Genomic DNA, 19,404 nt, shown 5'->3' on the forward strand with positions numbered 1-19,404 from the left:
TTTGTTGTTGGTTCCCGGTTTTCTTCCGTCCCGGCCTGTCCTAGCCGATGTTGCGGATGAACTGCTTCAGCCTTTCGGATCTGGGCGCGCCGAAGATCTGCTCGGGCGGTCCTTCTTCCTCGACCAATCCATTGTAGAGATAGACGACATGCGTCGCGACCTCGCGGGCGAACTTCATCTCGTGCGTCACCAGCACCATGGTGCGGCCTTCGCGCGCCAGGTCGCCGATCACTTTCAACACCTCGCCGACCAGCTCGGGATCGAGCGCCGAGGTCGGCTCGTCGAACAGCATGACGCGCGGATTGATGGCCAGTGCCCGGGCGATCGCGGCGCGCTGCTGCTGGCCGCCCGACAGATAGGCCGGATAGACGTCGCGTTTTTCGGCCAGCCCCACGCGGGCGAGCAGCTTTTCCGCCTCGCTGATCGCCACATCGCGGTTGATGCCAAGCACATGCACGGGAACCTCGATGACGTTTTCGATCAGCGTCATGTGGCTCCATAGATTGAAGTTCTGAAACACCATGCCGAGCTTGGAGCGGATGCGCTCGATCTGCTTGCGGTCGGCCGGAACCGTGTGGCCATGGCTGTCGGCCTTGAGCTTGATCTCCTCGCCATTGACGCGGATGATGCCGCTGGTCGGGTTTTCCAGGCAGTTGATGCAACGCAGCAGTGTCGATTTGCCCGAGCCTGAGCCGCCGATGATGGCGATGACCTCGCCGTCGCGCGCCGACAGCGAGACGCCCTTCAGCACATGCAATTCACCGAATCTCTTGTGCAGGTTCTCGACATGGATGGCTTCGGCGGCGCCGTTCTGCGCCGTGTGTTTCAATGCGGGTACGGCGCCTTGCGCCATCATCCCTTTGATGCTCCGCGGAGCGGTCGAGCCCGTCGCTGCTGGTATCTTTTACCCATTAACCGTCACTGGACAGAGTTCCCATTCTCAAGATGGACCGTTCCGCTTGCCTCCGTCAACCATGGTTTTTGGACTATTGATCACAGCTTGCTGTAGTGGTTAGTGGCGGCAACGGACGGTTCGGGAGAATTTAGTGGGCAAATCATACGGGTCGCAGTCCATGGCCGGACCCCTGAAACGCGTGCTGATGCGGTCCGCCGCCAGCGCCATGCGTCATGCCAGGGCACAGGAATGGCACTATGGTCCGGGTTTCGATCCGCAAAAGGCCGCAGACCAGCATGAGCAGTTGACCGGCATGGTCGCGGCTTCCGGCGCAGAGATCGAATGGTTGACGGATGCCGATGACGGGCTGGCCGATTCCGTCTTCACCCATGATCCGTCGCTGATGACCGATCTTGGCGCGATCATTCTCTCGATGGGCAAGGCGCTGCGCCGGGCCGAGCCTGGCCTGCACGAAGCAGCCTACAAACGCATGGGCATTCCCATCCTTGGCCGCCTCGAAAGCCCTGGCCAGGTGGAAGGCGGCGACTGCGTCTGGGTCGATGCAAACACGCTGGCCGTCGGCCGCGGCGTGCGCACCAATCAGGACGGCATCCAGCAGCTTTCAAACCTGCTTTCGCCCAAGGGCATTTCGGTTTTTGGCTTCGATCTGCCGCTCTGGCACGGAGAGGAAGCCTGCCTGCATCTGATGTCGGTGATCAGTCCGCTCGCCGACGATCTGGCGCTGGTCTACGCGCCCTTGCTGCCGGCTGCCTTCTACCAGTTGCTGCGGGCGCGCGGCATCAAGCTGGTCGAGGGCGATGCCGACGAGTTCTTCGCTTCCAACGGGCTTAGCCTCAACGTGCTGCCGACCGCGCCGCGCCAGGTCATCGCCGTCGCCGGCTTTCGCAGGACGGCGGCTGCCATGCAGGCGGCCGGCTGCGCGGTTTCCACCTTCGAGGCGGATGCGCTCTGCATCGCCTGCGAGGGCGGCCCGACCTGCCTGACGCGGCCGATGCTGCGCCAATGACCATCACTGGGACCACCATTGGAACCACCGTCGGCGAGGCGCTCATTTCGCTGCTCGAAGCTCATGGCGTCGACACGGTCTTCGGCATTCCCGGCGTGCACACGGTCGAACTCTACCGCGGGCTGGCGCGCTCCAAAATCCGCCATGTCACGCCCCGCCACGAACAGGGGGCCGGCTTCATGGCCGATGGCTATGCGCGCGCCAGCGGCAGACCAGGCGTCGCGTTTGTCATCACCGGACCGGGGCTGACCAACACCATCACCGCCATGGGGCAGGCCCGCGCCGATTCGGTGCCGATGCTTGTCATCTCCGGCGTCAACGCGATGCCGACGCTGGGCAAGGGGCTGGGTTTTCTTCACGAACTCCCCGACCAGCGCGGCATGATGGAGAAGGTGGCGCTGTTTTCGCAGCGCGTTACCGAAGCCAGCGAATTGCCCGGTGCCCTGGCGCAGGCCTTCGCCCTGTTTTCATCGGCCCGGCCCGGCCCGGTGCATATCGAGATCCCGACCGACGTCATGGTCAAGCCGGCGGACGGCATCGCTGCCATGCTGAGCAATGTGACGCCACCCGCGCCGGGAGCTGCTGCAATTGCCAGCGCTGCCAAACTCATCAGTGCCGCGCGCCGCCCGCTGATCCTGGTCGGCGGCGGCGCCAAACGCGCCGAAGCGCCATTGCGGCGTCTGGCAGAACGGCTGGGAGCACCGGTCGTCCAGACCGCCAATGCGCGCGGCCTGCTGCATGGGCATCCGCTTTGCGTGCCGGCCAGTCCCAGCCTGAAGGCAGTGCGGGCGCTGATGGCCGACGCCGATCTGGTCATTGCCGCCGGCACCGAATTCGGCCCGACCGATTACGACGGCTACAGCGATGGCGGCTTCGTCCTGCCCGCCAATCTGATCCGCATCGATATCGGCGCCGACCAGCTTGCCCGCCGCCCGGCGGCGGTTTCGATCCAGGCCGATTGCGCGGAGGCGCTCGAAGCGCTGCTTCTGGAAACCGGCCATGTCCCGGCAAGCGAGGGCGGCCCGTCGCGCGCCGCTGCCACACGAAAAGCAGCTTTTGCCGAGCTCAATCCGACACTGCAGGCGCAGGTCCGCGCCGTCGAGATGATTCGCGACGCTTTGCCGGGCGCGCTCATTGTCGGCGATTCGACGCAGCCGATCTATGCCGCCAACCTCTACTACGACCATGACCGGCCGGGCGGCTGGTTCAATGCCGCCACCGGCTTCGGCGCCCTCGGCTATGGCCCGCCGGCGGCGGTCGGCGCCGCCCTTGCAATGCCAGATGCGCCGGTCGTCTGCCTGACCGGCGACGGCGGCTTCCAGTTCACGCTGCCGGAACTGGGCGCCGCACTCGATGCCCAGGCACCGGTTATCTTCGTCGTCTGGAACAACAGAGGCTACCGCGAGATCGAAACCTCGATGCTCGATGTTGGCGTCGAGCCAGTCGGCGTATCACCGGCGCCGCCGGATTTCTGCAAGCTGGCGCAAGCCTATGGCATCGGCGCAGAACGGCTTGCCGATATCGATGGTCTGGCGGACGCGCTGAAACGCGCGCGGGCGACCGGCCTGCCGCGCGTCATCGAAATCACGGTTGACTGAAGATCGGTGCTGCGTATTTCCCGCCTCGCTGGGCCTGAGCCACGGCTGGCGGGTAGGCGGATGCATGCAAAGACGCGACAACTGCCATGTCGAGATTTCAATTGAGTGAAGGTGCGAAAGGCGCGACGCTTCGCGTCGGCGTGGCATAAGAAACGACCTAACGATAAAAAAATGACAGGAGCGTCCAAGATGACGGAAACACTTGAAGGCAAGCATATCGTCGTGACCGGCGGAACCGGTGCGCTCGGCGGTGCGGTTGTCGGCAAACTGCTGAGTGACGGCGCGATCTGCCATGTGCCCAATGCCCATGCCGCCGCACCAGCGCATTTCCCCTTCACCGCGCATGACCGTGTCAAGCTGGTGCACAATGTCGATCTCTCGGACTCCGCCAAGGTCGAGGCGTTTTACAGCCAGGTGCCAGGCTTGTGGGGCTCGATCCACCTGGCCGGTGGCTTCACCTCGGCACCTGTGGAAAAGATCGAGTCGGCGTCCTTTGCCGAGATGATGGACACCAATGCACGCACTGCCTTCCTGTGCTGCCGCGCCGCGGTCCGTTCGATGCTGTCGTCAGGCACGGCAGGCCGCATCGTCAACATCGCTGCACGGGCGGCGCTGGAACCGCGCAGGGGCGCCGGTTCGGTCGCCTACGCGGCCAGCAAGGCGGCGGTCGCGGCCATGACGGTGGCGATGGCCGAGGAACTGAAGCACAAGGGCATCCTGGTCAATGCCGTGGCCCCGTCGACGCTCGACACGCCGGCAAACCGCGCCGATATGCCGGATGCCGATGCCACCAAATGGGTCAGCCTCGAGGCCGCCGCCGAGGCCATCGCCTACCTTGCCTCGCCGGCCAATCAGGCGATGAGCGGCACGCTGGTGCCGCTTTACGGGCGGGCGTAACCTTCCAACCTTTCACGTCGGTCAAAGAAAAACCCCGCCGGATCGCTCCGGCGGGGTTTTGTTTTCGAGCCTGTGCGAAGGACTTCGCTATGCGAAGGGCTTCGCGGTGCAAAGGGCTTAGCTGCCCTGCTTCTTCAGCGCGGCACCCAGGATATCGCCCAGCGAAGCGCCGGAGTCGGTCGAACCGTACTGAGCGACGGCTTCCTTCTCTTCGGCGATTTCCAGCGCCTTGATCGAGACCTGCAGCTTGCGGGTCTTCTTGTCGAAGGCGATGACGCGAGCATCGACCTTCTGGCCGACGCTGAAGCGCTCGGGGCGCTGCTCGTCGCGGTCACGGCTCAGATCGGAGCGCTTGATGAAGGTTTCGATGCCGCTGTCGACCAGCCGCACTTCCAGACCGCCATCTTTGACGCCGATGACTTCACAGGTGACGACCGCGTTCTTGCGCAGTTCGCCCGAAGTCGCCGCTTCGCCGACCGAATCCTTGGCCAGCTGCTTGATGCCGAGCGAGATGCGCTCCTTGTCGATGTCGACGTCGAGCACCTGCGCCTTGACCATGTCGCCGCGATTGTACTCTTCGATGACCTGCTCGCCCGGACGGGTCCAGTCGAGGTCGGAAAGGTGCACCATGCCGTCCACGTCGCCTTCGAGGCCGATGAACAGGCCGAACTCGGTCTTGTTCTTGACCTCGCCCTCGACCTGGCTGCCGACCGGATGGCTCGAGGCGAAAGCCTGCCACGGATTCTCGAGCGTCTGCTTGAGGCCGAGCGAGATGCGGCGCTTGGCCGGATCGACCTCGAGCACCACCACGTCGACTTCCTGGGTCGTCGACAGGATCTTGCCGGGATGCACGTTCTTCTTCGTCCACGACATTTCCGAAACGTGGATGAGACCCTCGATGCCCGGCTCCAGCTCGACGAACGCGCCGTAGTCGGTGATGTTGGTGACGGTGCCCTTGATCTTCTTGCCGATCGGGAACTTGGTGCCGATCTCGGACCACGGATCGCTCTCGAGCTGCTTCATGCCGAGCGAGATGCGGTGGGTTTCCTGGTTGATGCGGATGATCTGCACCTTGACCGTCTGACCGATGTTGAGGATTTCGGTCGGATGGTTGACGCGGCGCCATGCCATGTCGGTGACATGCAGCAGGCCGTCGATGCCGCCGAGGTCGACGAACGCACCGTAATCGGTGATGTTCTTGACGACGCCTTCGACAACCTGGCCTTCTTCGAGGTTCTGCACGATTTCCGAACGCTGTTCGGCGCGGCTCTCCTCGAGCACGGTACGGCGCGACACCACGATGTTGCCGCGACGGCGATCCATCTTGAGGATCTCGAAGGGCTGCGGGTTGTGCATCAGCGGGGAGACATCGCGGATCGGGCGGATATCGACCTGGCTGCGCGGCAGGAAGGCCACGGCGCCGTCGAGGTCGACCGTGAAGCCGCCCTTGACCTGGTTGAAGATGACGCCTTCGACGCGCTCACCCTTGGTGAACTTCTCTTCGAGACGGACCCAGCTCTCTTCGCGGCGGGCCTTCTCACGGCTGAGCATCGCTTCGCCAAGCGCGTTTTCGATGCGCTCGACATAGACTTCGACCGTGTCACCAACCTTCAGCGTCGTGTCCTTGCCCTTGACGCCGAATTCCTTCAGCGGCACGCGGCCTTCGACCTTGAGGCCGACGTCGATGATGGCCATGTCTTTTTCAATGGCGGTGATGATGCCCTTGACGACCTGGCCTTCGCCGGAATGGCCGGCGGTAAAAGATTCTTCGAGCAGGCTCGCGAAATCATCGCGAGTGGGATTTGCAGCTGACATTGTTTCTCCTGGAGTGCCCCGCATCTCAAGCGGGACGGGCGCCGTGGGTTAGCGTTGCGTTGGCCTGCCGGCGTTCCGGGCTACAAAAGCCCTGGGCCGCTCTTAAGCGGCAATTTCCGGCGCATGAAGAATGCTGGCAGGCTGGTTCGTGCCCGATATGGGTATTTTCTTCGCCTCCGACAACGGAAACACGAGGGAAAACCCGGATCAGGCCTTGTCTCTCTTGGCCAAGACGTCGTCGATGATCGCCATGGCTGCGAGAAACGCGGCTTCTATAGCCATTTCGCTGGTATCAAGCAAGTGCGCGTCGGTCGCCGGCTTCAAAGGGGAGTCGGCACGGCCCATGTCGCGCTCGTCGCGGCGCACGATATCGGCGAGGATCTCGGCGAAATCAGCGGTGCCGCCGATGCTTTCGATCTCCGCCAGCCGGCGCCGCGCGCGCACCTCGGCGCTCGCCGTCACATAGAGTTTTATGTCGGCGTCGGGGCAGACGACGGTGCCGATATCGCGCCCGTCGAGCACCGCACCCGGCGGCGTCTTGGCAAAATCGCGCTGCTTTTCAACGAGGATGCGCCGCACGGTCGGATACACGGCGACCTTCGAGGCTGCCTCGCCGACCGCATGCGCTGACAGCACCGCCCGGTCGAGCTTTGCCATGTCAACCTGGCGGGCCGCGGTCTCGGCCGCCGAGACATTGTCGAGCGGCAGTGCGTGCTGGATCAGCGCATAGGCGACGGCGCGATAGGTGAGGCCGGTGTCGAGCAGGTTCAGCCGGTAATGGTCGGCGAGCCGCCGGGCAAGGGTGCCCTTGCCCGCGCCGGCGGGTCCGTCGATGGCGATGGTGAAGACGTGTGTCATTTGCAGGCCACAGGCCCCCGCGCCGTCGCTTCGCTCCAGGATGACGAAGCGAGAGATGGTAGGCGCCAATTTCCCAGGGCTGCGATTGCCACGACTATCACCCGATCTCCGCGCCCAGCCCCGTCATCAGGCCCATGAACTCGGGAAAACTCGTCGCTATCATGGCCTGGTCGTCGATGGTAACAGGCTTTTCCGTGGCCAGCCCCATGACCAGAAAGCTCATGGCGATGCGGTGGTCGAGATGGGTCTGCACGGTCGTGTCCTGGCCGTTGGGATGGCCGCCGAGGCCCTTGCCGCCCGGTCTGCCGCGCACGGCAAGCGAAGCCTCGCCCTCGGTGCAGTCGACGCCGTTGAGATTCAGTCCGTTGGCGACGGCCGACAGCCGGTCGGATTCTTTCACCCGCAGCTCCTCCAGCCCCTGCATCAGCGTTTCGCCCTCGGCGAAGCTGGCGGCGACGGCGAGCACGGGGTACTCGTCGATCATCGACGGCGCCCGCTCGGGCGGCACGGTGACGCCCTTGAGTTCTGAGTAGCGCACGCGCAGGTCGGCGACATCCTCGCCGCCGGCATAGCGCGGGTTGAGGATGTCGATCTTGCCGCCCATCTCCTGCAGCGTCAAAAGCAGGCCGGTGCGGGTCGGGTTCATCAGCACGTTTTCGATGACAATGTCCGAACCCGGCACGATCAGTGCCGCCACCAGCGGGAAGCCGGCCGAGGACGGGTCGCCCGGTACCGCGATCGTCTGGCCGATCAGCTTGCCCTGGCCTTCGATGAAGATGTGGCGCACGCCGCGCTCGTCAGTCTCGACCGACAGATTGGCGCCGAAGCCTTTCAACATCTTTTCGGTATGGTCGCGCGTCATGACAGGTTCGATCACGGTGGTGATGCCCGGCGTGTTCAGCCCGGCGAGCAGCACCGCCGACTTCACCTGCGCCGAGGCCATCGGCACACGATAGGTGATCGGGGCGGCATGCTTCGGTCCACGCAGCGTGATCGGCATGCGGTCGCCCGGCGTCGTCTTCAGCACCTGCACGCCCATCTGGCGCAAGGGTTCCAGCACGCGGCCCATCGGCCGGCCCGACAGCGAGGCGTCGCCGATGAAGGTGGTTTGCATGTCATAGGTGCCGACCAGGCCCATGGTCAGCCGCGAGCCGGTGCCGGCATTGCCGAAATCGAGCGGACCTTCCGGCTGCAGCAGCGCGCCATTGCCGGTGCCGCGGATCACCCATTCCGCACCGCGTTTTTCTATATGCGCACCCATCGCCTTCATGGCGGCACCCGTGCGCATCACGTCCTCGCCTTCGAGCAGGCCGGTGATGCGGGTCTCGCCGGAGGCGAGGCCGCCGAACATGAAGGAGCGGTGCGAGATCGACTTGTCGCCCGGCACGCGAGCGGTGCCGGAAAGGGCCTGGGATCTGCGGGCGGTGGCCGGCTTGGGGGCGGCGGCGTGAGACATGGAATTTCCCTAGACGGAATGCCGGCGGGCCGGCGCTTTTCATTTGTTGCGGCGGTCTCGTATCACGGCGGGCCGAAATGGTCATCCCCATGGTCGTCACTTGACGCGAGGCCTTCCAATGCATGGTTTTGTGACGCCGGCTTTTCGCTTTGACAGCGCTGCAAACTGTGGTTAAGGGGACCACTCTTTTATTGACGAGGCTTGCCGTGGCAAAAACCGAACTTGGCACAAAACGTATCGACCCGGAGACGGGCCGAAAATTCTACGACCTGAACAAGGACCCGATCGTCTCGCCCTACACCGGCAAGACCTATCCGCGTTCCTATTTCGAGGAAGGCAAGATTGCCGCCCTCGAGGAGGAAGAGGAAGTGGCCGAGAAGGAAGTGGACGCCGAGGACGAAGAGGGCGTTGAGGTCGTCTCGCTCGAAGAGGCGGACGAGGACGTCAAGGCCGACGATCTTCCCGATCTCGGCGATGACGAGGACGATGTCGACCTCGGCGACGACGAGGATGACACTTTCCTTGCCGAGGAAGAGGAAGAAGATGACGACGTCGCCGACATGATCGGCGTTGGCGACGATGACGACGAGGTCTGATCGGCCTTGAAAGCGGGCGTTTGCAGGCTTTCGTGGCCCGTGAAGAAAAAGCGGCTCTCGAAGGCTTGATATCTGAGAAAGGCGGGGTTAGAAGCCGCCTGCACTAACGGCACGGTCTCTAACCCGCGCCGGATCTCTTCGCCGGAAACGGCGCCGGCTGACTGCCGGAAGTGGGGCCATAGCTCAGTTGGGAGAGCGCTTGAATGGCATTCAAGAGGTCGTCGGTTCGATCCCGATTGGCTCCACCAAACAGTCTTCCGCATCGCGGCACGTCTGTGGACGCCCGATAATACTGCGACATTTCCGTCGGTTAGCGCGCTTGTTTTCAAATTGCGTGGACGTGAGACGGTCGTTTCCGCTTCATTCCCGCGATTTTAGGAGGGCCGTCTCTGTGGCCCGCTTTCCGCGTCCACTTAAATTCCAAGATGATGGTTGGTGCATCGCGCTGATGCTTGGCCGATGCAGGGAAACCGAGCGCCCGAGGCGACGACTACTCGCCGACGGAAACACCAGGGGCCAGTGATTTATGTTGTGTGTCAGCGTGAGTGCCCGCGAACTCGAACGACAAGTGCTCGGGTAAAACGAGAGATGGAACTTCTGGACGCTAGTGGCTCAGAGCCGATTTCTGCTCTGACCATGCAAGCGGCAGATCGATCGAGCGTGCCAATCGTTGCGCCGATAAATCGATTGGCTGACTGCCTGTGAGAATCGCCTCGACAATCGTTGGCGACAGGAACGCCAGCGGCAGGATGCGGCTGATGTCGGCACGATGCACACCGCATTGTCTGGCGACCTCCGCGATGCTTCGATCCGCACCGTCGGTCAGCTTGCCCAGATAAAAATGCGCTTTCGCGATGAGGTCGACCAGGTTCGAATCTGGTGTTCGAACCTGCACATGATTGTCGATTACCAAGCGGGTCTCGACGCCGCGGCGCTTGATGGAGATTGGGAGATCGATCTCGAATAGCGATTGGCGACCATCTGCACCTTCGCTGCTCAATCCAATGTTGCTGATTGGCGGCGAACCGCCGAGCAGCATTGCGACGAGGGCCCGGCGGTCGATCTTGAAGCTAACCTTCATCGCGCCAACTTCGATTTTGCGGATAATCGCTTGAGGAGTTTGTTCTGCTGGACCGGATCTACCAGATGACTGGCCGGATCGACGCACTGAAGAAGAAGATCGATGCTCTATCGAGGGAAGCTGAGGGATCTCGGCGCTTGCAAACCATGCCCGGCGTTGGCCCCATCGCCGCACTGGCGATCGAAACCTTCGCGCCGCCGATGGAGACGTTCAGAAGCGGCCGTGACTTCGCCGCCTGGCTCGGGCTCGTTCCGTTGCAGAAATCGACCGGCGGCAAGCAACGACTAGGAAAAACCTCGAAGATGGGCCAATGCGATATTCGACGCCTGCTCATCATTGGAGCGATGGCTGTGGTTCGATGGGCGTCCCGGAAGGGCGCGCCCGAGAGCTCCTGGCTGGCGCGCATGATGGCGAAGAAGCCGCGCATGCTCGTGGCCATTGCGCTGGCCAACAAGATGGCGCGTGGCATTTGGGCCATGCTGACGAAGGAAGAGGATTACCGGAATCCGACAACGGTGCCTGCATGAGCATTCAGCAGGACACCTGAAGCCGGTCCGTCGGAGATGTGAGGAAGGCCTGAACCGCATGGGCAAATGATCGATCAGATCGGGATTAGGAAACCAGAATGACGCACCGAGCCTCGCGCTCGCTTTCTAGATTTGGACCTGATCCGCGCATCACCATACCGGCCCGCGGCATGTCATGGCCGCAATTCAAGGCCTGACACAAGACCGCACTCGATCACGTTCAAAGGTTCAAAATCTTCCTTGCAAAACGGCTGGCATCCACACAAGAGTCATATATCTGGCCCGCTGCACTGCCCATTCATCGTTCTGTTCGAGCAGGATTGCGCCGACGAGGCGCACGATCGCATCGTCGTTCGGGAAGATGTGGAGCTTGGCGCGATGTTCCTTCGGGAAGGTCATGTAGGCCAGCACGTCGGGCTCGGCGTCGTCCATGATTGTCCAAAGCACGGTCGAGAATGTTCTTCGATTGTGACGCGACCCGCTGCTCTATGGCTGCCGGCTAGAACCATGAAGTGCGCCAGGAAGGGATCGGCCATGCTCACCTGCGAGGGATAAGCGGCTTTTGGTATCTGTTTCATGGTCGCCTACGACGAACTGCCGAGTTCAGCGATTGGAACGAAGATGAATTACCAGCGTTCTAAGCGGCGGTGCCAAGAACCAATCGTCATGGGAGGGGTCGGCGTTGCAGTTAGGCGGGGGTAGCGACAAGCTCGCAGAGCGTCTAGACGAACTCAGCGCACTTTACGTGCTGACGGATCGACTGTACCGGGCAAAGTCGAGCCACGAAGCTTCTGAAGCCGGTTTGGATGCCATTCGTGACGGCCTAGGGTGCCGTCGCGCTTCCATGTTGCTCTTCGATGAAGCCGGAGTGATGCGCTTCGTAGCCTGGCGGGGCTTATCCGAAAGTTACAGAAAGGCCCTTGAAGGGCACTCGCCTTGGGCCGTGGGCGAACGCAACGCCGATGCCATCTTTGTTTCGGACATCGCTGAAACGGATGAACCTGCCGCCGTCAAAGAGATGATTGCCCGCGAAGGCATCGTTGGTTTGGCGTTCATTCCATTGACAGTGCAAGGCGAAGTGGTGGGGAAATTCATGACCTACTATGAACGCAGGCATGCGTTTGCCAGCCACGAGATCGATCTCGCTACGACAATTGCCAGACAGATTGGTTTTTATCTTGAGCGGACGCGGGCAGAACAGGCCCGAAAAATTGCCGAAGAAGAGTTGCGAGGATCCGAGCAACAGTTTCGCCTTATGTCGGAACACGCTCCGGTGATGATCTGGACATGCGACGCTTTGGGCAAATGCACAAATCTGAACATGATGCTTCGGGAGTTCTGGGGCGTCGAGACCGAGGATGTCCCGACGTTCAATTGGCACCCAACCATTCATCCAGATGATGCTGCCGAAATTGGGGCCCGGATGATGCAAGCTTTGTCTACGCAGACAGCCGCCTCGGTCCAGGGTCGCTACAGAAATCGCAAGGGGGAGTACCGCGTTCTGCTCACAACTGCTCGTCCCCACTTCTCCGCAAGTGGCATATTCCGCGGGTTGATCGGGGTAAATGTCGACGTCACGGAACGTGACCAGGCAGACATGGCGATGCGCCACAGTGAGGAACGGTTTCGATCAGCCGTAGAGGCGGCCCCAAGCGGCATGGTGATGACAGACGAGGACGGGCGCATCGTTCTCGTCAATCTTCATGCCGAAACTCTGTTTGGCTATGGGCGAGAGGAGATGGTGGGGCAAGGCATCGAGATGCTGGTCCCCGACCGCTCTCGTAGCTCCCACCCGGTTTTTCGCCAAGGGTATGGGAGTTTCCCGCAGGCACGCCCAATGGGTGCGGGCAGGGATCTCTATGCGCGACGGAAAGATGGAAAAGAGGTGCCGGTTGAGATTGGACTCAGCCCAATTCAGACGAGCGAAGGAATGATGGCGCTCGCCTCTGTGGTGGATATCAGCGAACGACGGCGGTCGGAGGCACAAAGAGAACTGCTGATGGCCGAGCTCAACCATCGTGTGAAGAACACTCTGGCGGTAGTCCAGGGTATTGCTCATCAGACGTTCAGAGGAACGCAGGCCACTGATGCTCATGCCGCGTTCGAAGGCCGTCTCATGGCCCTTTCGGCAGCGCACAACATCCTCACGCAGACCAGTTGGGAGCATGCATCATTGGACCAAATTGTTTGCGACAGCCTTCAGATTCGAGGTGCGTTCTCGAACCGGGTTTCGACAACTGGGCCTGCAATTCTGTTGCAGCCCAACCAGGCTCTTTCCCTAGCGCTCGCCTTCCATGAATTGCTGACCAACGCAGTGAAGTACGGCGCTCTTTCAAACGATGCCGGCACAATTTCCGTCGAGTGGTTTCGCACCGACGAACCCAAGCCAAGGCTCAAGCTGGTCTGGAGCGAACTCGGTGGGCCCACAGTTTCGTCTCCGACCCGGCGAGGCTTTGGCTCCCGCCTTATCGAGCGGGGCTTGGCGGCAGATCTCGAGGCCGAGGTCGCGATGGAGTTCCAACCTCAGGGCCTCGTCTGCAGGATCGATGCCCCCCTGCCAGAAGGAATACTCCCCCAATGACAACACTGTCCGGCAAGCGCGTTCTAATCGTCGAAGACGAATCCCTGATTGCCATGCTGGCCGAGGATTTTCTGATCGAGCTTGGGGCCACTGTTATCGGCCCTGCCACCTCCATCGACGATGCAATTGCGTTGATAGCAACTCAAGAAATCGACGCGGCTGTCTTGGACCTAAATATACGTGGGGAGCGGAGCGACCGCGTTGCTGACGCCCTACGGCTGCGGGACATTCCGATTGTGTGTGCCACCGGATACGGACAGGGCGCGGCAGACTTCGCGAGAGGATCCGCCATTATAGCCAAACCGTATTCTAAGGAGAAGTTGGACCATTCGTTGCGGTTCGCTCTCGGATGAGCCAGGCGGGGCTGGACTGTGCCGGGTAAGCGAGCGCGATGTTCTCGCGCAACCTTCGCTAAGATCAAACATCTAGTCTGCCGTCCCGAAGGTTGAAAATCCTGTCAAAGCGATCGAAGATCTTCTCATCGTGGGTGACGGCGATGATTGCGGCGTCGCGTTCGACGGCCACTTTGCGCAAAAGATCCATGACGATGCCGGCCCTCTTCGAATCGAGCGCCGCTGTCGGCTCATCAGCCAAAATGATGCGCGGTTTATTGGCGAGGGCCCGAGCGATCGCCACACGCTGCGCTTCGCCACCCGAGAGTTGTGCCGGCATCGAACCCCGACGGTTCCCTACTTCGAGATAGTCGAGCAGCTCCAGTGCCCGCAACCTAGCCTCACGCGGGTCGACCCCGGCCATTTGCAGAACCAGGGCCACGTTGTCGGTCGCGTCGAGAAAGGGCATCAGATTGTGGAACTGGAAGATGAATCCGATCTTGTCGAGCCGCAGACGTCTCAGGTTTGGCCGAACCCATCGGCCATCCCTTAGCACCACTTCGCCGTCTAGTTCCATGGACCCCGAGGACGGATCGAGGATGCAGCCGATGATGTTGAGCAGGGTTGTCTTGCCGGATCCCGAGGGTCCCAGCAGGGCAATGACTTCGCCTGCCTGGACGTCGAGTGATACATCGCGCAACGCATCGACGCGTGTTTCCCCCTCGCCAAAATGCTTCGACAGGTTCCTTAACCGGACAAGTGGGGGCTGGTTTGCTTTCTCGTCCGGCACGCTAACCTCCGAGCGCCGTGGCGGGATCTATCCTGAGGGCCGCGCGAACGCCGAGTGCGCTGGCCAGCAGACAGACAACGACGACGACCACGCCGAGTGCCAGGACGTTGTCAGGCTCGAGGACCACCCGACGTGGGAAATAGTCCTTGATGCTGGCGATGAGCGTGGCGCCGATTGCAAACCCGATCAAACCGAGGGCCAGCGCCTGCTGCACGATCATGCCGATGATGGTTCGGTCTGGTGCCCCGATGAGCTTCAGGGTTGCGATCTGCTTAAGCTTCTCCATCGTCATCGTGTAGATGATGAGCGCTATGACGACTGCGGAGACTGCGAGCAGAAGCGATGTGAAAAGACCGATCTGCCGACGCGCCCGGTCGACTAGCGAGCGCGTAAGGATCAGTTCCTGTGCCTCCTGCGTCACCGCCGCCAGATGCTTCCACCGCCGTACAGTCTCGGCCACGGCATCGGGCGAAGCGTTGGGATGGAGGCGGGCGATGACGGCGTTGACCGTATCGCGGCCCGTGCCCCCAGTGCCGCGCGCCAGTTGGACGCGAGCTGCGGGCGGGGCAAGGTCGAACTGGAGTTTTTGCGCGTCCTGCAGGGCTATGTAGACTACCGGATCGCCGCCGGAACTGACTTGCTGGCGGGTCGATCCGACGACGGTGAAGGTGTCACGTCCGAGGCGAACTCGATCCCTTGGTACAAGCCCTGAAGAGCGGTCGGCGACCATCTCGAAATGACTGCGGGCGATCGTGTGTCCTTCCTCGATCTCGGGTGGACCGCCCGGACGCGTCGGCTCATAGCCGATAACATAGAGCCTGAGCTTTCGGTCCTGGTATTCTGCCTCGACGGTCTGGTAGGTGATGCTGCCGGCGGCGACCACGCCGGCGATCCGGGCGATCGCCTCGCGTGTGTCGGCTGGTATACGGGAGGCCTCGGCGAACGGACCGCGTGTGTTGGCTTCGACAACCCAAAGATCGACAGCTGGCGCGCGCGCGATGGTGAGCGCCTCGACGACAAGGCCCCTATATATGCCAATCATTGCGAGGACCACGCCGAGAAGGAGGCCGAGCCCGACGCAGGTAAGCAGGAACCGGCCAAGACCGTGCCGGATATCGCGATAAGCGAGGTTCAATTTCCAACTGCCTCCGCCACGCGTGCAGAACGACCTTCCCGAAAGCCACTTGCGATCCGCGCGACGACGCTGGCGCCTTGGGGAAGTCCCGCGACGATCTCCAGTCTTGCATCTTCAGTCCGATGGCCGAAGCTGACGACGCGGGATCGCAGACGCCCAGATTCGACCGTCCAGACAGTGCCCTGCCGGCCGTCGAAACCTTGCACGGCCGCCTCGGGTACGAGCAGTGCCGTGTCGATCTTCGCAACCGTAATCCAGAACTCGACCTGCTCCCCGAGATAGACCCGCGGCGGCGGGTTATCCCCCTTGATGAAGACGCGCCGTTCCTCGGTAACCCTGTCGCTTTCAAGTCCGATTCGGACCACGCGTCCCGTGAACGCGTTCTGTGGACGCGAGCGCAGCCGCGCGTCCACGCGCTGACCTTCCTCGATGAAGCCTGCTCGCGCTTCGTCGACATGGGCAAGGCCCCAGTAGGTGTCGGCAGCTATCAACGTGAAGATCGGATCGCCGGCTTTAACCACGGTACCAATCTCCTTGTGGCGGCTAACGACTATGGCGTCGAAGGGCGCAGTCAGCCTGCGGTGACGCAGCATGGTTTCCTCGAACCGCAGTTGGGCGCCCGCATCGGCAAGTTGCGCTTGCGCGACGTCGACTTCGCTCGAAGCTACGGCGACGTCGGCTTCAGCGACGGCCTCATCCTTAAGCGCCTCCTCTGCGGACTGCCGAGACACCACGCTCTGCCCAGCAAGCGCCTGTCTGCGTGCATTTGCGTCCTTCTTCTGCGCCAGGATGGCTCGCGTCTTTCCCAAGTTGGCATTCGCCTTCTCGACGGTAGCATCGGCGACGAGCAAGGCAGCATTGGCCTTCTCCAACTTTGCCTGTTGCTCGCCCAGCGTCAGGCTTGCAAGCAGGTCGCCCTGTTTGACGCGATCACCCTCGTCGGCCTTCAGCTCCACCAGGGTCGCGCCGACCTCGAAGCCGATATCGGAACGGATCCGGGCCTCGACAGTGCCAAGCCCGAAGACACGGACGGGGACATCGTGTTCCTCCGCCACAACCTCAACGGCGACCGGGCGGTTGTTATAGAAGGCATACGCTCCAAAGCCGGCCAAAATAACTATGGCCGCGACCAGCGGGTACAGGATCGCGGGCCTGCGCAACAAGGTTGCCGCCGATGTTCGATTTCCTTGCATGTTGCAGCCTCAGGCAGGTCTCAACAGGACAATCGTCCGATAACGGCTCCGCTCACTCGTTCGCGACGTGATTGCCAAAAAGCCCGAGCGGAGGGCGTCTGAGAAAACCACGTAACCGGTCAGCCAACGATTCGAACGTTGCCTTTATATCCGTCAGGCGAGGCTACCTCTTTGATCTGCGACAAATCACGACCGCGTTTCAGCGGGACCGCATCACCCGCATTGCGGCAATTGGGCCAGACGCGCATCCTAGCCATCAAGGTCAAGATGCATCCTCCTGGCCCGTAGAATGCATGGATTGACATGAACAGTTCACCGCGACTGTCGGCACCGGGTTCGAGCGCGCTTCGATACGACACCTAGTCGGGCGCTTTGGGAAACCGGAGGAGATTCCCTGGTCTCAGCTCACCCGGCAAGCATAAGCTTCAGATAGCGGCCGATGAGGATCGTCGTGGGATAAAGGACGTCCTCCTCGGTTCGGGCATGCAGCATCAGCTTGTCGGCGAACCGAACCACATCTGGGTGTCCTTCGGCGCTCGCGGCATCTTTCAACTTAGCCAGTTCGGCGACAATGCTCTCATGTTCGACGAGCATGGTGCCGAGTTCGGCCTCCAGCCGGTCAGTCATCTGGAGCACTTCCGCCATATCCGGTTGAACCGTGCCGCGCGCTAGCCTTTTCAGGATGCCCAACGGCGGAAGCGCGTATTGCTCTTCCTTGACAAAATGGTCGTGCAGAACTCGGGCGACGGCATTTGCCGCCTCGCCCGTGCGGCCGCCCGCCTTGGTCGCCTCGACCAGCTCCGCATGCAGTTCATCGTGCTCGATCTTCAGCGTCCTGGGGATTTCCGGCAGCATTTCACTGTCCTCCTTTGGCAAGGGCGGACGCGCCCGCAAGCGCGCCCCTTTTTCTGATTGTATTCATTCCCTGTGTTCGTTTCCCAGAGCACCGGCTGCCGCCTGACGCATACCTTCGACGAATGTCACAAACCCCAGCTCGGCGCTGACGCGCTCGCGCGCGGCGGCCACCTCGGCAGGAGTTTTCGGTTCCAGTGCCGAGCTCCTCGTATGCAAAACGTGCTCGAACCGGGCATTCAGGCCATGCTGTAGCTCGTCGACCAGAATGCTCCTCACGTTACCCATGTCGCCACTCGCAATCGCCTTCTCGGCCACGGGAATCGCGGGACCAAAATCCATTCCCGCGGGCTTCAGGCCGGTGTAAGCGGCGCCTTCTCCTGCGCGGTGCAAACGGACCGCCGTTTCCATGAATGTCCTGTCGGCAAACCCTTTCGCCTCTGATCCGAGCCCTCGGACCTTTAGCGCCTGTCCGAAGTGCGCTTCGATCTCTGCCTCGGCCGCCGCTGGCGCATAGGGCAGAATGAGCCCGACATTGCCGGTGTCGAGCGCCTTGAGGGCTGCCTGCGCCACCGGCCCATCGATGGAATCGCAATGGGCAAATGCACTCTGTGTCCCGAACAGCAATCCAGCCGCGAGGGTGGTGGCTGCAAGCAGTTTGATCCTGATCATAGTCTAGTCTCCTTATTCAGTTCACGATTTCCGCGAATATATGGTCTGAACCCGGTCGCGTTCAGCGACGTAAGTCGCACAGGATGGATTTTTCGAACGTCACCGAGCAGGAGTGAGTTTCAGATGGCAGGAATGCAGGATCTGAGTGCAGCCATCGAGCGGGCGCCCATCTTTCTCGGTCTGGACAAGCACGTTCTGGCCCGGATCGCCCGGATCATGCGTCCACAGCGCATCGGGGCTGGCAGGCAGGTTCTTGTTGAAGGAGAGCCGTGCACGGGCCTATTCTTGGTAGTCGAGGGGCAAATCCGGCTAATCAAAAGCACTGCGGAGGGCCGCGATCAGGTGCTTGGGATCCTTGGTCCCGGAGCCACCTTTAATGAGATTGCGGTTTTTGACGGCGGTCCGAATCCTTTCGGTGCCGTCTCCGTAGGCGCTGCTTTTCTCGGCTTCCTGCCAAAGAGCGACATGATACGGCTCCTTGACCAACATCCCGAGGTCGCGCGGGCGGCACTGAAGATTCTATCCTCCCGCCAGAGATCCCTTGGATCAATGGTCGAGGATCTCGCGCTACGCGACGTTACCGTCCGAGTCGCCCGTTTGCTGCTGGGATGCGTAGGCCATCATGGGCATATTATCGAAAGTGCCGAGACCGCATGCGAGCACATAACGCATCAGGAGATCGCTTCGATGGTAGGCTCTGTGCGGGAGGTCGCGCAGCGCGCGCTCAAGCAACTGGAGCGAGACGGCGCCATCTCGCTCCAGCGTAGCCGTGTCTGTGTCCGCGACGTCTCGAAGTTGAAGGCTTGGGCCGGAGGCGCTGGGAATGCCGGTGTCGAATGAGGATCTTCGTCGAACTTCCCTGGCTGCAATCAACTGCGGACGCGCATGCGAAAGGGAGCCGTCGCCGCGACCCGGTGCAAACCCGCCCCGCGCACTCAAGCATCGCCAGGCGGGCACCGCTACGCGCAACGCCATCTGATCGAACGATATTTCTCAAAACTCAAGCAGTTCCGGTGCGCGACGACCCGCTTCGAGAAAACAGCCAAACATTACCCTACTATCGTCACGCTCGCCGCAACAATCCTATGGCTCAGATAAG

The 19,404-nt window shown here is 61.7% G+C and carries 17 protein-coding genes, 1 tRNA gene and 3 pseudogenes; 10 read left to right on the forward strand and 11 right to left on the reverse strand.

Translation table 11 applies throughout. The annotated features are described in order from the left end of the window. Positions 1–40 precede the first annotated feature (40 nt). Positions 41–853, reverse strand: coding sequence for an ABC transporter ATP-binding protein (locus ASD99_RS02280; protein WP_057142692.1), 813 nt, complete (start codon positions 851–853; stop codon positions 41–43). Between the two features lie 220 nt (positions 854–1,073). On the opposite strand from ASD99_RS02280, the gene ASD99_RS02285 reads away from it, so the two are divergent. The 3 genes from ASD99_RS02285 to ASD99_RS02295 all read left to right on the forward strand — a co-directional run bounded on the left by ASD99_RS02285 (position 1,074) and on the right by ASD99_RS02295 (position 4,417). Beyond that, positions 1,074–1,922 carry a dimethylarginine dimethylaminohydrolase family protein gene (locus ASD99_RS02285; RefSeq protein WP_057142571.1) on the forward strand — a complete coding sequence of 283 codons (849 nt, stop codon included), beginning with the start codon at positions 1,074–1,076 and terminating at the stop codon, positions 1,920–1,922. Next, on the forward strand, positions 1,919–3,520 hold the full coding sequence (locus ASD99_RS02290; protein ID WP_057142572.1) for a 5-guanidino-2-oxopentanoate decarboxylase: 1,602 nt from the start codon (positions 1,919–1,921) through the stop codon (positions 3,518–3,520). Before ASD99_RS02285 ends, ASD99_RS02290 begins: the two co-directional genes overlap by 4 nt. A gap of 189 nt (positions 3,521–3,709) precedes the next feature. Continuing rightward, on the forward strand, positions 3,710–4,417 hold the full coding sequence (locus ASD99_RS02295) for an SDR family NAD(P)-dependent oxidoreductase (protein ID WP_056589688.1): 708 nt from the start codon (positions 3,710–3,712) through the stop codon (positions 4,415–4,417). Between the two features lie 117 nt (positions 4,418–4,534). On the opposite strand, the gene rpsA is transcribed toward ASD99_RS02295, so the two are convergent. The 3 genes from rpsA to aroA all read right to left on the reverse strand — a co-directional run bounded on the left by rpsA (position 4,535) and on the right by aroA (position 8,546). Beyond that, on the reverse strand, positions 4,535–6,232 hold the full coding sequence (rpsA, locus tag ASD99_RS02300) for a 30S ribosomal protein S1 (protein WP_056589690.1): 1,698 nt from the start codon (positions 6,230–6,232) through the stop codon (positions 4,535–4,537). 207 nt (positions 6,233–6,439) lie between these two features. Beyond that, positions 6,440–7,090, reverse strand: a complete 651-nt coding sequence (gene cmk / locus ASD99_RS02305; protein ID WP_057142693.1) for a (d)CMP kinase — start codon at positions 7,088–7,090, stop codon at positions 6,440–6,442. Between the two features lie 97 nt (positions 7,091–7,187). Next, positions 7,188–8,546, reverse strand: coding sequence for a 3-phosphoshikimate 1-carboxyvinyltransferase (gene aroA / locus ASD99_RS02310; protein WP_057142573.1), 1,359 nt, complete (start codon positions 8,544–8,546; stop codon positions 7,188–7,190). A gap of 206 nt (positions 8,547–8,752) precedes the next feature. On the opposite strand from aroA, the gene ASD99_RS02315 reads away from it, so the two are divergent. Both ASD99_RS02315 and ASD99_RS02320 read left to right on the forward strand, forming a co-directional pair. Next, a complete protein-coding gene (locus ASD99_RS02315; protein ID WP_056590146.1) occupies positions 8,753–9,142 on the forward strand; it encodes a TIGR02300 family protein in 390 nt (129 codons plus the stop codon). A gap of 172 nt (positions 9,143–9,314) precedes the next feature. Next, positions 9,315–9,390, forward strand: a tRNA-Ala gene (locus tag ASD99_RS02320). A gap of 356 nt (positions 9,391–9,746) precedes the next feature. Here the strand turns inward: ASD99_RS02320 and ASD99_RS02325 are convergent. Next, complete coding sequence (locus tag ASD99_RS02325) at positions 9,747–10,223, reverse strand: hypothetical protein (RefSeq protein WP_056589700.1); 477 nt, start codon at positions 10,221–10,223, stop codon at positions 9,747–9,749. Positions 10,224–10,273: 50 nt separating this feature from the next. Here ASD99_RS02325 and ASD99_RS02330 point away from each other — a divergent pair. Beyond that, positions 10,274–10,750, forward strand: a pseudogene (locus tag ASD99_RS02330) (transposase); the annotation flags it as partial. Between the two features lie 228 nt (positions 10,751–10,978). Here ASD99_RS02330 and ASD99_RS02335 read toward each other — a convergent pair. Then, positions 10,979–11,194 (reverse strand): annotated as a pseudogene (locus ASD99_RS02335) (IS256 family transposase); the annotation flags it as partial. Positions 11,195–11,432: 238 nt separating this feature from the next. Here ASD99_RS02335 and ASD99_RS02340 point away from each other — a divergent pair. Continuing rightward, the gene (locus ASD99_RS02340; RefSeq protein WP_057142575.1) at positions 11,433–13,331 is read left to right on the forward strand and encodes a PAS domain S-box protein; all 1,899 of its coding nucleotides are present in this window, start codon (positions 11,433–11,435) and stop codon (positions 13,329–13,331) included. Then, a complete protein-coding gene (locus ASD99_RS02345) occupies positions 13,328–13,684 on the forward strand; it encodes a response regulator (protein WP_056589709.1) in 357 nt (118 codons plus the stop codon). Before ASD99_RS02340 ends, ASD99_RS02345 begins: the two co-directional genes overlap by 4 nt. A 64-nt stretch (positions 13,685–13,748) precedes the next feature. Here ASD99_RS02345 and ASD99_RS02350 read toward each other — a convergent pair whose 3' ends face one another. The 5 genes from ASD99_RS02350 to ASD99_RS02370 form a co-directional block, all read right to left on the reverse strand. Next, positions 13,749–14,453 carry an ABC transporter ATP-binding protein gene (locus tag ASD99_RS02350; RefSeq protein WP_056589712.1) on the reverse strand — a complete coding sequence of 235 codons (705 nt, stop codon included), beginning with the start codon at positions 14,451–14,453 and terminating at the stop codon, positions 13,749–13,751. Position 14,454: 1 nt separating this feature from the next. Next, positions 14,455–15,588 (reverse strand): ABC transporter permease, encoded by a 1,134-nt coding sequence (locus tag ASD99_RS02355; RefSeq protein WP_056589715.1) that lies wholly within the window; start codon positions 15,586–15,588, stop codon positions 14,455–14,457. Further along, a complete protein-coding gene (locus ASD99_RS02360) occupies positions 15,585–16,781 on the reverse strand; it encodes an efflux RND transporter periplasmic adaptor subunit (RefSeq protein WP_056589717.1) in 1,197 nt (398 codons plus the stop codon). Before ASD99_RS02360 ends, ASD99_RS02355 begins: the two co-directional genes overlap by 4 nt. Positions 16,782–17,186: 405 nt before the next feature. Beyond that, entirely contained in the window at positions 17,187–17,636 is a 450-nt protein-coding gene (locus ASD99_RS02365; RefSeq protein ID WP_056589719.1) for a hemerythrin domain-containing protein, read from the reverse strand. 63 nt (positions 17,637–17,699) lie between these two features. Continuing rightward, the gene (locus ASD99_RS02370) at positions 17,700–18,305 is read right to left on the reverse strand and encodes a DUF6448 family protein (protein ID WP_244497582.1); all 606 of its coding nucleotides are present in this window, start codon (positions 18,303–18,305) and stop codon (positions 17,700–17,702) included. Between the two features lie 123 nt (positions 18,306–18,428). On the opposite strand from ASD99_RS02370, the gene ASD99_RS33055 reads away from it, so the two are divergent. Both ASD99_RS33055 and ASD99_RS31720 read left to right on the forward strand, forming a co-directional pair. Continuing rightward, positions 18,429–19,145: a Crp/Fnr family transcriptional regulator gene (locus tag ASD99_RS33055; protein WP_057142576.1), complete on the forward strand. Its 717-nt coding sequence runs from the start codon at positions 18,429–18,431 to the stop codon at positions 19,143–19,145. A 79-nt stretch (positions 19,146–19,224) separates the two neighbouring features. Next, a pseudogene (locus tag ASD99_RS31720) lies at positions 19,225–19,403 on the forward strand (IS5/IS1182 family transposase); the annotation flags it as partial. Position 19,404: the final 1 nt, after the last annotated feature.

The sequence above is a fragment of the Mesorhizobium sp. Root695 genome (assembly GCF_001428185.1).
Taxonomy (GTDB): domain Bacteria; phylum Pseudomonadota; class Alphaproteobacteria; order Rhizobiales; family Rhizobiaceae; genus Mesorhizobium.

Bases quoted from the DNA above. Each gene is read 5' to 3' on its own strand.
- rpsA (WP_056589690.1), bottom strand. From the start codon at position 6,232: ATGTCAGCTGCAAATCCCACTCGCGATGATTTCGCGAGCCTGCTCGAA.
- ASD99_RS02295 (WP_056589688.1), top strand. From the start codon at position 3,710: ATGACGGAAACACTTGAAGGCAAGCATATCGTCGTGACCGGCGGAACC.
- ASD99_RS02345 (WP_056589709.1), top strand. From the start codon at position 13,328: ATGACAACACTGTCCGGCAAGCGCGTTCTAATCGTCGAAGACGAATCC.
- ASD99_RS33055 (WP_057142576.1), top strand. From the start codon at position 18,429: ATGGCAGGAATGCAGGATCTGAGTGCAGCCATCGAGCGGGCGCCCATC.
- aroA (WP_057142573.1), bottom strand. From the start codon at position 8,546: ATGTCTCACGCCGCCGCCCCCAAGCCGGCCACCGCCCGCAGATCCCAG.
- ASD99_RS02325 (WP_056589700.1), bottom strand. From the start codon at position 10,223: ATGAAGGTTAGCTTCAAGATCGACCGCCGGGCCCTCGTCGCAATGCTG.
- ASD99_RS02290 (WP_057142572.1), top strand. From the start codon at position 1,919: ATGACCATCACTGGGACCACCATTGGAACCACCGTCGGCGAGGCGCTC.
- ASD99_RS02360 (WP_056589717.1), bottom strand. From the start codon at position 16,781: ATGCAAGGAAATCGAACATCGGCGGCAACCTTGTTGCGCAGGCCCGCG.
- cmk (WP_057142693.1), bottom strand. From the start codon at position 7,090: ATGACACACGTCTTCACCATCGCCATCGACGGACCCGCCGGCGCGGGC.
- ASD99_RS02285 (WP_057142571.1), top strand. From the start codon at position 1,074: ATGGCCGGACCCCTGAAACGCGTGCTGATGCGGTCCGCCGCCAGCGCC.
- ASD99_RS02365 (WP_056589719.1), bottom strand. From the start codon at position 17,636: ATGCTGCCGGAAATCCCCAGGACGCTGAAGATCGAGCACGATGAACTG.
- ASD99_RS02280 (WP_057142692.1), bottom strand. From the start codon at position 853: ATGGCGCAAGGCGCCGTACCCGCATTGAAACACACGGCGCAGAACGGC.
- ASD99_RS02370 (WP_244497582.1), bottom strand. From the start codon at position 18,305: ATGATCAGGATCAAACTGCTTGCAGCCACCACCCTCGCGGCTGGATTG.